The sequence below is a fragment of the Sphingomonas jinjuensis genome (assembly GCF_014197105.1).
Lineage (GTDB): Bacteria > Pseudomonadota > Alphaproteobacteria > Sphingomonadales > Sphingomonadaceae > Sphingomonas > Sphingomonas jinjuensis.
The window spans coordinates 156,300-171,808 of record NZ_JACIEV010000005.1 but is presented as its reverse complement, the minus strand read 5'-3'; the positions used below and the strand labels follow the sequence as shown (position 1 = coordinate 171,808).

Annotated in this window: 21 protein-coding genes; 1 reads left to right on the top strand and 20 read right to left on the bottom strand. The window is 66.9% G+C overall.

The features are described from left to right. From GGQ80_RS18820 to GGQ80_RS18450, 17 genes are all read right to left on the bottom strand, one after another. Complete coding sequence (locus GGQ80_RS18820; RefSeq protein ID WP_425506045.1) at positions 1 to 159, bottom strand: DUF7697 family protein; 159 nt, start codon at positions 157 to 159, stop codon at positions 1 to 3. A gap of 2 nt (positions 160 to 161) precedes the next feature. After that, positions 162 to 761 carry a hypothetical protein gene (locus GGQ80_RS10345; RefSeq protein WP_183984726.1) on the bottom strand — a complete coding sequence of 200 codons (600 nt, stop codon included), beginning with the start codon at positions 759 to 761 and terminating at the stop codon, positions 162 to 164. Beyond that, entirely contained in the window at positions 761 to 1,732 is a 972-nt protein-coding gene (locus tag GGQ80_RS10340) for a phage tail tube protein (RefSeq protein ID WP_183984450.1), read from the bottom strand. The genes GGQ80_RS10345 and GGQ80_RS10340 overlap by 1 nt, the downstream gene beginning before the upstream one ends. 12 nt (positions 1,733 to 1,744) lie before the next feature. After that, positions 1,745 to 2,185, bottom strand: coding sequence for a hypothetical protein (locus GGQ80_RS10335; RefSeq protein ID WP_183984448.1), 441 nt, complete (start codon positions 2,183 to 2,185; stop codon positions 1,745 to 1,747). Further along, a complete protein-coding gene (locus tag GGQ80_RS10330) occupies positions 2,182 to 2,826 on the bottom strand; it encodes a DUF6441 family protein (protein WP_183984446.1) in 645 nt (214 codons plus the stop codon). Before GGQ80_RS10330 ends, GGQ80_RS10335 begins: the two co-directional genes overlap by 4 nt. Next, positions 2,823 to 3,143, bottom strand: coding sequence for a head-tail joining protein (locus GGQ80_RS10325; protein ID WP_425506041.1), 321 nt, complete (start codon positions 3,141 to 3,143; stop codon positions 2,823 to 2,825). The genes GGQ80_RS10330 and GGQ80_RS10325 overlap by 4 nt, the downstream gene beginning before the upstream one ends. Before the next feature lie 3 nt (positions 3,144 to 3,146). Beyond that, positions 3,147 to 3,404, bottom strand: coding sequence for a hypothetical protein (locus GGQ80_RS10320; protein ID WP_183984442.1), 258 nt, complete (start codon positions 3,402 to 3,404; stop codon positions 3,147 to 3,149). Between the two features lie 67 nt (positions 3,405 to 3,471). Next, positions 3,472 to 3,756 carry a hypothetical protein gene (locus GGQ80_RS10315; RefSeq protein WP_183984724.1) on the bottom strand — a complete coding sequence of 95 codons (285 nt, stop codon included), beginning with the start codon at positions 3,754 to 3,756 and terminating at the stop codon, positions 3,472 to 3,474. Positions 3,757 to 3,815: 59 nt separating this feature from the next. After that, positions 3,816 to 4,853, bottom strand: coding sequence for a major capsid protein (locus GGQ80_RS10310; RefSeq protein ID WP_183984440.1), 1,038 nt, complete (start codon positions 4,851 to 4,853; stop codon positions 3,816 to 3,818). A gap of 75 nt (positions 4,854 to 4,928) precedes the next feature. Next, entirely contained in the window at positions 4,929 to 5,291 is a 363-nt protein-coding gene (locus GGQ80_RS10305; RefSeq protein ID WP_183984438.1) for a head decoration protein, read from the bottom strand. Between the two features lie 58 nt (positions 5,292 to 5,349). After that, positions 5,350 to 6,852, bottom strand: a complete 1,503-nt coding sequence (locus tag GGQ80_RS10300) for a S49 family peptidase (RefSeq protein WP_221364322.1) — start codon at positions 6,850 to 6,852, stop codon at positions 5,350 to 5,352. Between the two features lie 2 nt (positions 6,853 to 6,854). Next, on the bottom strand, positions 6,855 to 8,540 hold the full coding sequence (locus GGQ80_RS10295; RefSeq protein WP_183984434.1) for a phage portal protein: 1,686 nt from the start codon (positions 8,538 to 8,540) through the stop codon (positions 6,855 to 6,857). A gap of 1 nt (position 8,541) precedes the next feature. Continuing rightward, positions 8,542 to 8,799, bottom strand: a complete 258-nt coding sequence (locus GGQ80_RS10290) for a hypothetical protein (RefSeq protein ID WP_221364321.1) — start codon at positions 8,797 to 8,799, stop codon at positions 8,542 to 8,544. A 12-nt stretch (positions 8,800 to 8,811) separates the two neighbouring features. Further along, positions 8,812 to 10,899 carry a terminase gpA endonuclease subunit gene (locus GGQ80_RS10285; protein WP_183984432.1) on the bottom strand — a complete coding sequence of 696 codons (2,088 nt, stop codon included), beginning with the start codon at positions 10,897 to 10,899 and terminating at the stop codon, positions 8,812 to 8,814. Positions 10,900 to 10,942: 43 nt separating this feature from the next. After that, positions 10,943 to 11,581: a hypothetical protein gene (locus tag GGQ80_RS10280; protein ID WP_183984430.1), complete on the bottom strand. Its 639-nt coding sequence runs from the start codon at positions 11,579 to 11,581 to the stop codon at positions 10,943 to 10,945. 182 nt (positions 11,582 to 11,763) lie between these two features. Continuing rightward, the gene (locus GGQ80_RS10275; RefSeq protein WP_183984722.1) at positions 11,764 to 11,943 is read right to left on the bottom strand and encodes a hypothetical protein; all 180 of its coding nucleotides are present in this window, start codon (positions 11,941 to 11,943) and stop codon (positions 11,764 to 11,766) included. 136 nt (positions 11,944 to 12,079) lie between these two features. Then, positions 12,080 to 12,769: a hypothetical protein gene (locus tag GGQ80_RS18450; RefSeq protein WP_246346995.1), complete on the bottom strand. Its 690-nt coding sequence runs from the start codon at positions 12,767 to 12,769 to the stop codon at positions 12,080 to 12,082. 132 nt (positions 12,770 to 12,901) lie between these two features. Between GGQ80_RS18450 and GGQ80_RS10265 the strand changes: the two genes are divergently transcribed. After that, on the top strand, positions 12,902 to 13,843 hold the full coding sequence (locus GGQ80_RS10265; protein ID WP_183984428.1) for a DUF2806 domain-containing protein: 942 nt from the start codon (positions 12,902 to 12,904) through the stop codon (positions 13,841 to 13,843). Here GGQ80_RS10265 and GGQ80_RS10260 read toward each other — a convergent pair. Genes GGQ80_RS10260 through GGQ80_RS10250 form a run of 3 tightly spaced genes read right to left on the bottom strand, consistent with a single transcriptional unit; the run spans position 13,775 to position 15,487 of the window. Continuing rightward, the gene (locus tag GGQ80_RS10260) at positions 13,775 to 14,128 is read right to left on the bottom strand and encodes a LexA family protein (protein WP_183984426.1); all 354 of its coding nucleotides are present in this window, start codon (positions 14,126 to 14,128) and stop codon (positions 13,775 to 13,777) included. The two genes, GGQ80_RS10265 and GGQ80_RS10260, sit on opposite strands and share 69 nt — an antisense overlap. Then, entirely contained in the window at positions 14,125 to 14,664 is a 540-nt protein-coding gene (locus GGQ80_RS10255) for a hypothetical protein (protein WP_183984424.1), read from the bottom strand. The genes GGQ80_RS10260 and GGQ80_RS10255 overlap by 4 nt, the downstream gene beginning before the upstream one ends. A gap of 16 nt (positions 14,665 to 14,680) precedes the next feature. Next, the gene (locus GGQ80_RS10250) at positions 14,681 to 15,487 is read right to left on the bottom strand and encodes a helix-turn-helix domain-containing protein (RefSeq protein WP_221364320.1); all 807 of its coding nucleotides are present in this window, start codon (positions 15,485 to 15,487) and stop codon (positions 14,681 to 14,683) included. Positions 15,488 to 15,509: the final 22 nt, after the last annotated feature.

The following is a 15,509-nucleotide window of genomic DNA, read 5'->3' as shown; positions in this document are numbered from 1 at the left end:
TCACTCCTCCCCATCAGGCTCGTCGATCAGGTTGGCGAGGATCGCGTCCTCGGCGATGGGCAGGACCTCGGCGAGCAGCCGCTGGTCGACCCCCGAGGCCGCGCCGACGTTCATCACCGCGCCGAAGTCGAGCGCGAAGGGGACGCCGGCGCCGCCGATCCTCAGCTGGCGTTCGCAGTCCGTGAGGACGCGCCAGACCTCTTCTTCTTCGTCGGTTTCCGCCGCGTGGAGGGCGTAGGGGCACTCGGCGCATCGGCCGCCCGCGCCTGCCGCGCAGGAGAGGCGGCAGTAGTTGCTGCCCCCGTCTCCGCCGGACCAGTGCCATTTGGCGAGGGCGGCGAGTCTTTTCCCGGCGCGGCGCGCTCGCGTTCGCGGGTGACGAACGGGATGACATACGCCTGGTCGAATGCGTCGAAGGTGATCGGATCGGCGAAGAGCATCGCCTTCGTCTCGTCCGTGCAATCCAGCGGCGCGCCGGGCCCTTCGTCGTCGGCATCCGCCATCTGGCAGACGTCGCGCCAGTCCTTCACGCCCTCCATGAGCAGCGCATGGCTCAGCGCGTCGCCGAGATCCTCGATCTGCTCTTCCACCGAGGCAAGGTCGGCGCCGTCGCCGGCATCCTCTGCCTGCCGGCCGAGCGCGAGGAGTGCCGCCTTGCGGGCGCGGCGCATCATACCGCGGTCGATCGGCGCGAACAGCACGCTCGCGCCGAGAACCGGCTTCCACTCAGGCCCAGCCGGGGCCGCGCGCGCGACAAGCATCAGGCGTAGCTCGCAACGTCGTTGAGCAGGGTGACAACCACCGACTTGCCGCTCGATGCGACCGCCGCCTGCCAGTTAAAGACGGCCTGGATGCCGTTCGGGCCGGTGATCGGGCGCTTGGGACGCGGCAGGAAGACGCGGCCGACGAGGAAGACCAGCTCGAACGCGCCGAACTTCCACCCGAACGCCAGCTCGACAGGCTGGGGCGGGCTGGCGGACGCCGCGGCAAGCAGCGCCGTATCCTTGAACCGCACCGTCACCGAGCCGGACATGCCAGCCATGCCTGGGTCGCTATCCTCGATCCGACCATCCGCCTGGATCGTCTCCACCTTCTCGAGGTTGTTCGAATACGCGAAGTCGGCGCCGACAACGCTGCCGAGCACCTGGCCGCCCTTCTTCACGTAGCCGGTGGCTTGCGGAAAGCGCGTCACGGCGAGCGCGCCGGGGTTGACGGCGCCGACGGTCGCGGCGACAGGGTCGGTTTCGCCGATGCAGACCAGGCTGCAGGTCGCGTTGAGCAGACCCGACCGCGACATGGCGATCCGCAGCTGGTTGCCGCGCGCGCCGCGATGGACCGAATAGGCCGGCACCTCGGGCGCGCCCACCTCGATCGACATAGACGGCAGCACCGCGGCGCCCGATCCGAAGACGTGCGTGTAGGCGCCGTTCGAACCGGTCGTCTGCGGCGCGCCGAAGAACAGGCTGAGCCAGCGGGCGAAGTTGCGGACGTCGACCGGCACGACGATGTCGCCGTCGTTGGTCGCGACGTCGGGCGTCGGATCCTGCATCTCGCGGCCGAGGCCGAGCAGGTCACTCGGGAGCAGCGGGCGCTCTTCGCCGAGCTGGTGGCTGACCAGCGGCACGGTGAACCAGTTGTCCGAGGATCCCGGCACCGTACCGGGCGTGCTCTCGAATGCCGCGACGACGCGGGCATTGGAGCCGCGGGCGCGCGTGGTGGGCGTCAGAGCCATGAAGGCGTCTCCTCAGGTAAGCGGGTTCGGCGTCGAGTAGGATGCGACGATGAGCAGGTCGGCGCCGCGCGGGACGGCTGCGCCGTCGGTGTAGATGTCGTCGGTGCCGGGCGCGGTGGGCTCCAGCCAGTCACAGAGGCCGCCGAGCGTCCGGTCCGCCTCGATTGCGGTGCCGATCGCCTCCATCATGGCGTCGAGCACCTCCTCGGCGCTGCGCGATGACGTCTTGTAGCCGATGATCTCGATCGGGATCGGATGGCGATAGTTGTAGGCCAGCGGGCTCAGGTCGACCTCGGCATCTCCGGGGTCACCACTGCGCACGACGACGCGTCCACCATCCTTCACGCGGGCGGGCGCAGCATCGTCGCCGTTCAAGCCGACGACGTCCGCGCCAGGGAGCGCCGCCTTGACCATCGCCCTTACCGCGGCGAGGACATCGAGACGCTTGCTCATGGAGCCTCCACTCGCTGGGCGAATGATGCCTCGAACCGGCTGGTCCACTTCGCCGCGACCGCATCGAGGTCAAGAAGCTTGGGCAGGCGGACCGCGGGCACCATGACGAACATCAGCACGGGCTTCTCGGCGCGACCCTGCGCGAGCCGACCCTTGGTTGACGGCTTGAACGACTTGCGGTTGCGCGACTGGACGGCGTTGACGAAGGCGTAGACCCGGCCGTTGGGCCCGCGCTTGAAGAACAGGTCCTGGTTGAAGGCCAGCTGGACCTCTTCCGGCGTCATCTGCTTGCGAGCGCCGCGTGCGCGTGTCTGTGGCACGTTGTTCGTCGGGATAGCGAGGAAGCGGCGACCGGCCAGCGGGCGGATCGTGGCGCCGCGCGAGAACGCATCGACGATGTCGGGCGCATTCGAATAGATGTATCCGGCGGGGTTCACGCTGCGCCGCGACTGCGGGTAGACGTTGCCTCGCCAGGTGTTCGCGAGCCGCTGCCCCAATCCCGACGAGGTGATCTGGTCGCGAAGCTCCTGCTTGGCGAGCGGCATCGTCTCGCGCATCGCCTCGGTCGCGGCGCCGGCGATCTCGCCTTCGAAATTGCTCAGCGCCAGCTTCAATCCGTCGAACGACGCCTTGATCTTCACGGCTCGACCGGCTCGCAGCTGGTCTGCCAGGTCAGTTCTTCGACGTCCGAAAGCGGGTCGGCATTCACTCGGAATAGGCGCTCGCCAAGGGCGAAGATGTCATCGACTGCGGGTTCGGGAACGTCGCTCATACGGACGTCGATCGTATTCGTATCCGCGATCACCTGACCCTGACCGAAGCCGATTGCCTGGTCGGGGCGGCTGCGGATGACGCGCACGCCCGGCTTGACCGGATCGCCGTTGGCGGGGCGGTATTCTGCAGCTTCGGAGCCCGGGCCGTTGAAGATGGCGTCGAGCGCCATTGCGAAGGGGTCCATGGGTCAGCGCTCGAGCGCGCGGCGCGCCCGGATGGCGGCGACGGTGTCGGCCTTAACCGCGTTCGGCCCGATATCGACCCGCTCAGCCTGAGCAACCGCACGCACCTCGTCGATGGTGCGGGTATCCAGATCGTCGGGTTGTGCCAAACCGACGCGAATGAGCCGCTTTGCGTCCGCGCGAGAGACCATCTGCGGCCCCTCGGAGGGAAACCGCGTGACGCCACGGATCGGCGCGGCGCCAATCAACACGATGTTCGGCATTGATCCTCTCCCATTTGCCAGCGGGACGGACGAAGCGCCCCGCTGGCTGTCGAGGATGGCGTGGGCCTCAGTCCTTCAGGACTTCGACCAGATCGACGGCGCCGGTCTCGATCAGGCGATCGAGAGCCTTGCTGTCGAGCTTGTGCGCCTTCGCCACATCGTCGGTGATGAGCGTGCCGGCGAGGATCTTGCTGTCGTCATCCTTGCCGGTTTGCAGCTCGTGCACCGCACGGTGCATTTCGACCGTCTTCGGGCCGCTCTTCGCGCCCGACTTGGCAGCGGCCGCCTTATCGGCAGCGGCCTTGTCCACGGCAGCCTTGTCCGCGGCCGCCTTCTTTTCTTCTTCAGTCATGCTCGGGGTCCTTCCCAGGATTGGCCATCAGCCCGCCGCGCCGGGCGGCGGGGTGGGGATCAGGCGACGGTGATGCAGGCGGTGGCGTTCGGGCGCTTCGGCACGAAGATCGGCGCCGACTGCGTCATCAGATACTCGCCAGCCGGGTTCTCCTCGATCCAGTTCTTCGAGAAGAGGCGCGTGGCGCCGTAGTTGTTGCGCGGGTCGAGGATGGCGCCGTAGCAGGGCGTCCCCTCATAGGCGCCAGGCGCACCGATGATGACGGTGTACTGCGGCAGCAGCTTCTTGGTGGTGCCGTCCACGTCTTCATAGGTGTCGTTGTAGACGTACAGCTCGACGGTCCCGATACGGCCCATAAACACCGGCGAGCCGGGCAGGCCCGGCTTGTAGCCGAGGTCGACCGCGCTTGTGTTGCCCTGATAGGTGGTGTCGAGCTTGTCCTTCAGGTTCGGGTCCGCCTTGAAGAACTTCCACGCGTCCTTCTCGAACACGACGTGGCTCGGCGCGGCGCCGCATTCCTCGGCAACTTCCTGGATCCAGCCCTCGAGGTCGTTGACCGGCGAAACGCCCGCCTGGCCCCAACGCGCCGCGCCCGTCAGCGTCTTGGTCAGCGACCCCTTGCGGCCGAAGCTGACGACGGCGCGGGGATACTCGACACCCTCGATGACCACACCGCCAGTGCGGATGATTTCGGAAGCCATCACCTCCTCGCGGCGCTCGATCTTCGTCTTGTGCGCCTGCAGCTTGTCGAGGAAGTACAGGTCACGGCGCTGGCCGAGGCTCAGCTCGCCGCCGATCGGCTCACCGGGGCGTCGACGCGTGATCTTGTGCGCGTCGATGCGGTCCAGCGGCTTGATATAGCCGGGCGCGAACCGATCCGTCTGGAAAGGGCGGTCCTGGCTGGGCGTGCCCTTCGCGTAGGGGCTGACCCACGGCGCGATCCGCTTGTCGTCGAACACGCGGTCGAACATGACCTCGGGCGTGTCGAACTCGATTGGCGTCGCGCCGAAGAACAGGGTGCGCAGGAAATTGCCCTGCACGGTGAGCGGGGTGATGATGCCCAGGAGGGCGGTCGTCGAATAGAGGAGCGGGTCCATGGCCGGCCTTTCCGAATGAGGAAGGGCGGCCCGACCGACCGTCGGACCGCCGTCTATGATGGGAGAGAGACGGCGTCAGCCGTCGAAGGTGATGCCCTTGTCGCGCAGACCAGCGCGGATGCTGGCGAGCGTGTGACCGGCGCCGAGCACCAGCGCGGAGCCGATGAGGTCACCGGTTTCGATCGCCATGGCCTCCACATCGCCGGCGGTGGCGTCGACGGTATAGGAGAGGACATAAGCCGGCGTCTGACTGCCGTCGCCAGCTGCGGCGACCGACGTGGTTGCCTTGCTGTTGGCGGTGATGACGCCGAGAACGGTGCCGATCGGGTAGACCGCGCCGGCGAGCAGCGTGACCTTCTTCGTGTTGGGTGCGCCCGACCGAATGATCTCGACCGGAGCGGTCGAGGTGGTCGAGGCGTAGAGAGCGCGAGCGTACATGGCGCTGATTCCTTTGCTGAGACGCGGCCCTCAGGGCCGCAGATGCGCGCGGCGGGCCTCAGCCTGCCGGCTTGAGGTGGGCCACCGACCGGTGTCCCAGCGACGCGGCGAGCGCGAGGATGCCGGTGGCCTGCTCTGCGCCGGTCACCGTCTTGCCGGTACCAGCCTTCGCATCCTTGCCCGTCTCCGGCAGCTGATCGGGCTGGACGGCCCCCGCGCGGAGGTCGCCCATCGTGGCGCCGCGGGTCTTAGCCGCGGTCGCAAGGCCGATGGCGAACGCACCGGCGTCCTGTCCGCCCTCGATCGCGGCACGCAGCGAGGCCGACATGATTGTCTCGGGGCAAAGGTCGGTCAGCGCGAGAACGCGCGTGCGCTCGGCGGTGGTCGCCTCGGTGTTGGCGCCGGCGCCGGCGGCAGCATCGACCGCGGTGACGGCGATATCGCCGAAGCCGCCCGCGGCAAGTGCCGTTGCGAGGGCCGTGGCATTGGCGGACGTGCCGACGATCGTCATGCTCGTGATGCCGGCGAGGACCTGGCTGGCCGCCGCCGACGCGTTGTCGGGTTCACCCGGCATTGCAGTCTCCATAGATGCGCGGTTGCCCGACGTTCGGGGCCGCTTGGGATTGGCCTGGCGGCCGTTCACGGCCGCGAGGAATTCGGCTTGCGAATCCCTCCAGCTCATGACCTTGTCGACGAGGCCGGCCTTGACGGCGTCCTCGCCCTGAAACACGCGCGCCTCGGTCGCGCGGACAGCGTCTTCGCTCATCCCCCGGGCGGTCGCCACGTGAGCGACGAACCGCGAATATGAGTGGTCGATCCGCGCCTGGATCTCGGCGCGGACGTCGTCGGGAAGCGCTTCAAACGGGTTGCCGTCGGCCTTATGCGCGCCGGCATGGATGAGGGTGACCTTGACACCCTCCTGCTCGAGCTGCGCGGAGAAGTCGGCGTGCATGCAGATCACGCCCACCGAGCCCGCGAAGCCTAGGTCCTGGACAGTGATCTCGTCGCAGCAGGCCGCGATCGCATACGCCGCCGATGCCCCGACACCGCGGATGATGGCGCGCGTCGGCTTCTTGCCGCGGTCTGCCATCATCACGGCGACCAGCTCCATGAGATCGTCGACCTCACCGCCCGGGCTGTTGATGTCGACTGCGATCCCGCGGACGTTGGTGTCGCGCTGCGCGAAGCCCCACGCGGCCATGACGGCATCGTAGCCGGTGAAGCCCGACGAGGGACTGACCCCGCCGCCGTTCTCCGCAACAAGTTCGCCGCGGACATCAATGTGGGCGACGCCATCCTGCACCAGCAGCACGTCGGTGGCGTTGAGGTCCGGCCGGCGACCATCGGCGTTCTGCCGCGCCTCGATCTGGAGCCTTTCGGTCGCGGCGCGCTGCTGAAGCTCGCCGATGCCAACCTGATCACCGCCCGCGTGCAGGAGCAGCTGACTGACATCGAACCTCGGGCCGACGACGCCGAGCACGATAGCGGCGGTCGAGGGCAGCACGGCAAGCGGCGTGTTGAAGAGCCGACGCGTGATCCCCGCGCGGCTGAAAGAGCGCATGCTCATTCCTTGTCGTCCTTCTTGTCGGCGCCGGGATCATCCGGCTGCGGCTTTGCGCCGCTTGCTGGCGTGCCTGGCGACACCGCGACGGGCAGCCCCTCAGACACCCACGCGCGGTGCTCACGCCCGCGCCGGCGGATGTTCTCGCGGTAGCTGCCGCCGGTCAGTTCGGCGGTGATCTCCTCGCCGGTCTGCCAGCCATTATCCTGGCGGATCTTGTACCCGTTGGCCTCCTGCGCCGGGTTCAGCGTGATCTTCCCGTCGCCGCGCCAGTCGACACCGGTCCAGGCGGCTCGCACGGCCGGATCACGGAAGAAGCCGGGCATGACATAGTCGCCCCGTGCGACCTTCTCGGCGATGAAGCAGACGAATGTCGGCGCGCACCAGTCGCCGCCAAACCACGCACGCTCTGCGCGAACTTCGAGGTAGAGCGCCTCGAGCTCCGCCTTGCTGGCGGTGTAGCTGGAGTTGAACATGAGCATGAGGACGCCGGCGGGAATGCCCGTCGCCGCGCCGATCTGCCGCACAACCGCCTGGAAAAACGGGTCGAAGGCCGAATTTGGCCGGCCGGGCGATTTAATGTCGACCTCGGCTTCGCTGTCGATCTCCATGACCGAGCCGCTTTCGAACCGGTATTGGTTCGCCGGCGGAGGTATGTCGTAGGCGACGGCAGCTTCGTCGCCGCTGGCGACGCCCGTTTCGTCGCCATAATCAGGCTCGGGCATCGGTGTCGCGCCTGGGGATTTATAAACCACGGCGATCATCGCCGACATGACGGCTGCGAAGAGTTCGGCGTCGCTCAGATCCGACACCATCTTCAGCGGCTCGAGCACCGTGGCGAGCATGCCAACGCCGCGGACCTGCTCCGGCCGTTCCTTCTTGTAGACGTGAACGACGCGCGGAAGGTCGAGCGCCCGGTCCCAGGCTTCGATGCGCTCAGGCTCCTGGTTCGCTGCGGCGTTCACCTGCAGGTCGCCAGGATGCTGGCGCAAAATGTGATAGGCCACCGGGGCGTCGAAGGCATCCAGCTCGACGCCACCGATAATGCGGTTGCCGGTCCGCGCATCGACCGCCCCATCTTGGACCTGTCGAGGATTGCGAAGCCGATCGGCCTCCACCAGCTTCCATGCCGTCTCAATCACTCGGCCGGGCTGGCTGGTCGGCATGACCCGGAGCGCAAGAATGTCTCCGGAAGTCATCGCCCCGCGCTCGATGATCGACTGCACGCCGTATCCCGTCGCCTGCCGCGCGGCGTCGACGTCCTTCGACGCCATATAAGCGTCGTAGTCGGAGGCGATCCGCTGCTCCCACTCCTCCTGCTCGTCGTCGGACAGACCCAGCGCCGCTCCGTTGACGGCCGGGATCGCCATGAGGCCGGTGCCGATGACGAACGTCGTCTTGCGGTTGATCGCCGCGGTGGCGATCGGCTGATTCATCGCTGCGTCGCGCTGCTCGGCGCGAAGCCGCTCGGCATTGGGCAGTGTGTCCGCGTTCGCCGAGCGCGCGCGCGCAAACCAGCCGCGACGTGCGCTGCGATCCGGCTGTGCGCCGCGATAGCCGCCGCTGCTGCCGAACACGGCGGCGCTGGCGGCGAGACGCGTGCGTGCCTCCATGCGCGCGAGGCCGGCTCGCGGGTTTACGAACGCCACGGCGCGATCGATGAGGCTGGGCGAAGCCGTTACCTTCACGTCAGCGCATCCGATACCGGCCGGGTCGGACCCGCCCGACGGCGCGACGCAGCGGCATCGCCGGCGGGTTCGGGTTCAGTCGATCGACGTGCGCCTGCCAATAAGCCAGACCTTCGCGGATCTCGCGTAGATCCGCGCGGGTCAGCTCGCGACCATCGGCGAACCGCGTCGACTGACCGGCCAGAACCGCGGTTTCCGCCGCGAGGTACTGCGCAACGCGGTCGCTAGCGATCGCGAAGGTGATGCCGGCGTCGGCCATGGCGGTGGCTCCTCAGCTGGATCGCACCACGCGGACTGCGCGGCGCGGCTTCGGCTTGGCGGGCGCGCTCGGGCGCGAAACCGTGATCGTTGGGCGATCAGGCGGCGGCTTGTCGTCGTCACCCGGTGGCGCGGCGGTCGCCGGCGCGCTGGGGCGGGGAGGCCGGGCCCACTGCGGCACCCGGCTGAGGTTTTGATCGAGCCCGACCAGCCGGAGCATCACGACCAGCGAGTAGATGAAGAGATCCCAGCTCTCGTTGCGAACGCCTTCCGGCTTTTCCCAGACGCCCTCGACCTTCTCCTCCGCGCGCAGCTCGTCGAGGTGCTTCGCGGAGATGTCGATTGGCAGTCCCACGAAGGCGGGGCCCGGAAGTGGGCGCCGAAGGCGGTAATCGGCGATGTCCTTCATCCGATTGACGTTCGGCACGAAGAGTTCGCACTCCGGGGCGCCCTTAACCTGCCGCTTCGCATCGACCGTTGGCGCCGGCAGCAGGCGCCCCGCTGGGCGATTGCCGCCCTTCAGCAGCGTGATGACGCTTGCGGGCAGGGCGGCCCTGCCTTCCTTGCGGCTGCCGGTGACCATGTCGTGCCACCAGGCATAGGCATTGTCGGTCGCGTCATCGCTGCCACCGGTATCGATGCCGGTGCTCAGCACGCGCATGCGCAAGCTCGGGTCTCGCTGCAGCGGATAGGTGCGTTTCAGGACCTTCTCGTAGAGCACCGACCAGTGCTCGCGACGTCGGAATGGCTCAACCTTCGTGATGCCGTCGCCGAGCGTCAGAATATCGAAGCGGTCTATGATCCAGGCGCGATTGCCGACGCCATGACCGACCGCCATGCACGAGAATCGATCGATACCGAGGTCGACGGTCATCGTGATCGCGACAACACCATCTGGCACCTGGCCGAGGCTGTAGCCGGCGGCACGGGCGCGCTCGGCAAGCATATCGACGGTCACCGGCGCGTCGCCACTCGTCCGGCTGACGTAGTTTCGGCCGACCTTGGTCTGGAAGAAGGACTTGAGCGGCCCTTCATCCTGGTGCTCCTCGAAGCGCAGTTCAGCCGTTCGATACTGCCGCGCCAGACTCGCCCAAGGCGCCAGGCCGAAGACGCCGTCCCACCAATAGCTGTCGGTGGTGTTTGCCTCGAGCTCGCCCGTTTTGCCGCTGTTCGATCCTGACGACCAGGAAACCGCAGTCTCGCCTTTGCCAATGTACCGACCCGTCGCCATCAGCCGGAGCTTGTCGGCCTGCATGTGCGACCCACCGCAGGACGGACAGGTCATCTCGACGGTGTTGGCGGCGTCCAGCGCGGTCCCGCTACGCTCGAAGGTCAGCCGCTCCCACGACATCTCGAAGGGATCGTGGCAGTGGAGGCAGTCCACCCACCACCGCTTCGAGGTACCACCGGCGACGAGCGGCTCTATGCCGCGCTTGGTGCCTTTCTTCGGGCTGGAGTTGACGTACAGCTTCCAGCCGTATCCCTGGAACGAAGTGGTGCGGCCCTCGAACAATGAAACGGCGTCGCCCTGTTCGCCGATATCGTCGGGGAAGTCGTCATAGTCGTCCTGCCGGCCCCGCGAGAACGGGATCGCGCGAAAATTCGCGCCGGTAGGCCAAAGGAAATGCCAGTCGCAGCCCTTGAACTGCTTCAGGAAGATGTTGTCGGCGCTGACGGTCGTGAGCTGCCGGGCGGACAGATCGGGGCATTCGTCGAGCAGCTTGTCGATCTGGCTCGTCACATAGCGAGCCGTGAGTTCCTTCGTCGGCGACCAGAAGCCGATGTCGGCGGGATCGTAGAGGACGCAGTGAAGCTGCCAGTTGTTGCCGATCTCGGACTTACCCATCTGCGACGGGCCCATGACCGCCACAATCGAATAGGCGCTACCCATCGCGAGATTGTTGGTCGGATCGACCAGGTGCTGCATCGGCTCCGGACTGTCGCGCCACGGCCCGCTGTACGCGCCGGGGTTGCGGAGGTGGCGGTGAAGGTTGGCCGCCTCCATCGGCGTGACTTTGTCGGGGAAAACGACCTCGCCGAAGGAGCGGCGGATGCTTGCCCGTGCATCAACGAACCGTGGCGGCTCCCGCGTCTGCTGCATCAGCAGCGAGAGCGCGCCCAGCCGTGGATGAGGCGAGTGAGAGCTAGTCGATCCCGCCCTCATCGACTGCGTCGTCGATCGCGGCGTCGCCAATGTCGGGGACGTCGGCATCCAGCGCCTCCACCAGCAGCCTCAGCCGCTCCGCGATCATCTCGTCGATCGCGTCCTGCACCTCCCGATCGAGTGAGAACCGTCGGCGAATGACCTGGCCGACGGTCTGAAGCTGGCGGCGCAGCTCGATGATGGCGTTGACCGTCTCGGCCTCGATGTCCTGAACGCGAACCAGCTCGCCCATCGCCTCGCGATATTCGAGTTCTGCGAGGCCGGCCTTGAACTCGTCGCCGCGCTGCTTCCCGGTGAGCAGCAGGTCGTCTTCCGAAGCGTCGCCGCCCAGCAGCTGGAGGCGCAGTTCGGCCAGCTTCGCGGCGCGCCCGTCATCGTCGCCGGCGCTGGCCGCTCTCTGCTTCCACCACTCGATCGCTGCGAGAGCCACGATCTTGTAGCCGCGACCCCGCGCGCCACGCTCCAAGATCCAGGGGGCCTTCGCCGGCGCGGTGCGCAGGTGCGACCGCATCGTCTCGGTCGTGACGCCGCAGAGCGAAGCGAACTCATCGAGATTGACGATGATCTCGTCGGACTTGCGCTTCCGCGGCGCCGGCCTCGGCTTCGCTGGTCGGGCCATCCGGCTCCCCGCTGGGGCCGGGAGTGAACCCGAAACCCAAATATAAAGGCGTAGTGAAATCGCGACATGGAAGACGCGCGCGCGTCGGGACTTCGCCCCCCGTATTACCCGTGATCGCCGGGAGGACCCAACGGGGGGGCCTGGCGGCGCCGAGGGGCGGGCGGCGGGGCCGGTCGGCCGGTCTAGCCGCGGCCCCGGAACACGGCGTACACCGCCTTCGCGAGGCGCTCGCCCTCGGCGATCAGCATCTCGGCGCGCTCGATGTGGCGGGATGGCTGGTCGACCGCGTCGGCAAGCGTCAGCAGCTCATCGGCGAGCCGACGCAAGCGTTCGCCGCGGGTGGGGGCGGGCGTTGAGGCCATGCGCGATCTCCGCGGGGAAGCGCCACGCGGCTCGCGACCGCGCTTCTACCAATGCGTAGCAGAATGACCGAAGCGTGGCTTCGGCGGAGGGACGGGCGCAAGAGCTAGGCTCCAGATCGCGCGGTCCAATGCCGCATCAGGCAGCGGCAACCACAGATGTGTTCCCGCTCTGTACATGGTCAGGTGCCAGCCGCCAAGCCTCGATCGTCATGGTGAGCGATCCGCCGAAATGGACCACTGCTGAGCGCCCATCGCTGCTCTCGACGATGCCCGTCATCCCACCCAACGCGGGCATACCTTCCACCGTCACGGTCTGCTGAGGGCTGAACTCGCGGCGTTCCATGCGCAAGGCCTTCTGCCGTGCGCGCTCTGTCTTCATCAGCGCTGCTCGCTCGCGGCGGCGGGCTTCGCGGCCCTCGCACTCTCGCAGCTTGTCGATTATCTCCTGCGCTCGCCGCTCTTCCTCCTGCAGACCCGCCACGTCGGCGCCGCGGACCTCGGGAATGCTGTTATCGGCACGACGTAGGAATGAGAATTGCGGGTGCGGGCTGGCGGGGTCAGCGGCGATCGCCAACACCTCATCGCGATGAACCGCCCGGATGAAGACGTAGGTCGGAAGAATTGGTGCATCGATCTCAACGGTCGCGCGACGGCCGTCCGGTCCGATCGCCTTGCGGGAGGGATGCGGGCGCTTCTCGGTTCGACGGGGTGTCCAGGCTTCGACGCCTACTGCCGCCAGCGAATCAGCGACCGCCAGTGTCCGAGGCCCGCTCATCCGCAGGATGCACCATCGGGTGCAGGCCATGTCGATCGGCTGATGCATCATGCGGCTCTCCCCCGCCGCTCCGCCGTAGGCGGGGGAGCGACCACGTTCCCGCTATGTGCCTGTTCCAACAGGGCGAATAGTTGCTATTTCGTAACGATGGATGAGTCGAACGAACGTCACTCCGGAGGTGGGATGCTCGAAATCTTTTGGGGCATCGTTAAGGTCAAAGCGCCGGCTGCGGCCGAGAGTGTGCTTCGAATTACTGGCATCAAGCTCCTCGGTGCGGCGCTGGAATGGCCCGAAGCCTGGCTGAAGGACAAGGCGCAGGACATCAGAGATAGGACCGATGCCAAGAGCGCCTTTCGCACTGCATTAGCGAAGGCAGCATCGGAGGCAGCCATAGCTGAGCCTGACCGCGTTGCCGCTATGGCTGACTACCTTATGGAAGGGGCTGCGGCCACTGTCGCGAACCAAGCTGCAGTTCTGGGTGCGGCTGCCCACCGTTTGGGTGAGGCCACCGATGACGAGCTTCGCACGGCAGAGGTACCCGATGATGACTGGATGGCGGCGTTTCGGCGCCATTCCGGCGAGGCGTATTCCAGCGAGCTTCGCGATGCCTTTGGTCGGCTGCTCGCAGGAGAAATCCTCAAAAAGGGGTCATTCTCGCGACGTACGCTGCGGGTGCTATCCGAGATGGATCAGCAAACGGCCCAAGTGTTTCAGCGAGTTTATGCTGCAACGATCGATGGTTGGATCCCGAAAGATCGCTTCAAAAGTGATGGTTTTGGGTTCGCCGACTTGGCTTTGTTGCGTGACGCGGGCTTGATGAACGCTGGCGAGGGATACTTAAAGACCAAACCTCCCGCTGATAATCCGGAGGCCAAGCGCGCGACCCTGAAGGTAGGGACGCTCGAAGCTGCGTTCGATTGGTCGCATATGAAATTCACGCCTTTCATCGCCGACCTAGAGGTGGTGCTTTTGACGGACAATGGTGAGGAGCTAGGACGCATCCTTCCCCCTCCGGATATAGATGCGAACACGCTCGCGATCGCGCATGATCTGCAGTCAGAAGATTTTATCGTTTCGATCACAATTGATGGTCAGCCTTTCCCCCTGCCGCCTAAGAGTGGCTGATTTACAATGGTCGTCGACGATCCAACCCTCGCGTCGCAGGATTGCAACGGCCCGTTCGATATCACCCGGCATGCGGATGCCCCGGGCTTTCTTGGGCTCGCGGATGATCCGCCCAGCGGCCGCCAATTCGTTGAGCGCGCGGCTGACGCGAGGCTTAGTCGAGCCTACCTGTAGCGCGATCTCGCTCAGCGTCGGGCCCACATCATGCGCGAGGATGAACGCACGTACGAACGAAATGATGTGCACTTTCAGGCTGGTCGAACGGGGGATGGTGGTGTCGCTCACGCGCTCGGGACCTCCTCCGCGATGTCGGCTTGGTACGTGCCACCATCGACAGTGAAGCGCGTCGCGCAGCCGACCCGCCGCATGTAACCGTTCAGCGCCTCCACCGCTTCGGGTGTCGGCGGGAGCGTCGGCTCGGCAGGCAGCACCGCCGGCATGGCAGCGGCGCGCTCGATCTCCGCGCGCATTGTTGCGAGACGAAGCAGCCGCGCACGCCGCCGAACGATCATCTCGTCAGCGAGCCGCCGCACCTCGCCCTCGATCTCGCCGATGAAGCGATACGGCGTGTGGATCGCTTTCTTCGCCGCCGTGAGCGCGACCATCGCCGGAAGGTCGCTCAGCGCCTCCACCATGGCACAGCGCCAGTCCGCCGCGCCGTCGCCCGCGGTTGGCAGCACTTTCGCCGCCAGCCGCCGCAGCCGCTCATCGATAGCCTTTTCCCACTGGGCCCGCTCGGGGCCGCCGGCCGGCACCGGGCGCAGCTCGTGCTGCGTCTTCCACTCGGCCGCCGCGATCGCGGCTTCGGTGGCATCGCCCAACTCTGCCACGACCACGTCAGTCGGGGAGAAAAGCAGGCTCAGCGCCCTCCATGCCAGGTCGGGCGGCCCATCCGCTGCCCCGGTCGTTGCGACCTCGCTTCCCATGTCGTCTGTTCTCGCTCTCGGCGCGGCGATCATCGCGTTTGATCAGCTCGCGCAGTCGGTTCCACCACGTTGCATCCCAGTCGAGCTTGCTCGCTCGCTGCCCGGCTTCCGAGATCCAGAAGTCCCGGAACTCGGCCACCTCTTCCGCCAGGCGCCCCGGCGGCCAGCCATCGACGACCTTGGCGATCGCGTCGGGCAATGGCTTGGCCGGTTGCCAGTCGATGTCGATGCGTCGACCGCGCTGGCCCGTGATCCGTTCCTCCGGGGTGGCTGGAGCGCCCGGCGACATCGGCTTGCGCGTCACGCGCTTCGGCCGCGCCTCCGTAGAAGGCGTAGCCTTCGAAGGAGATTGGGGGGTAATTGATGGTTCGCCCGCAGCTGGTGCGGGGGCCTCCGCATCTGGTGCGCCCCGCATGTCCTGCGCCCCGCAGCTGCTGCGGGGCTGGACGGTGTACGTGCAGCCGCGGCCCGGCTGCTCGATCCGCGCCAAGTGCCCCGCCGCGCAGAGCGACTTGATGGCGCCTTGGATCGTCCGCTCGCCGAGCGACGTCATGGTGATCAGATCGATCTTACCGCGCAGCGACTTCACCGCGATCCAGGTGATGCCGTCATCGTCGGCGCAGTCCGCCAACGCTGCCAGCACGACCTTCTCGGTCGCGGGCAAGTCGAGCCGCCATGCCGCGGAAAGCAGTCTGTTGCTCACGCGAGCCAACCCCATCGAGGATCACCACCAACGGACT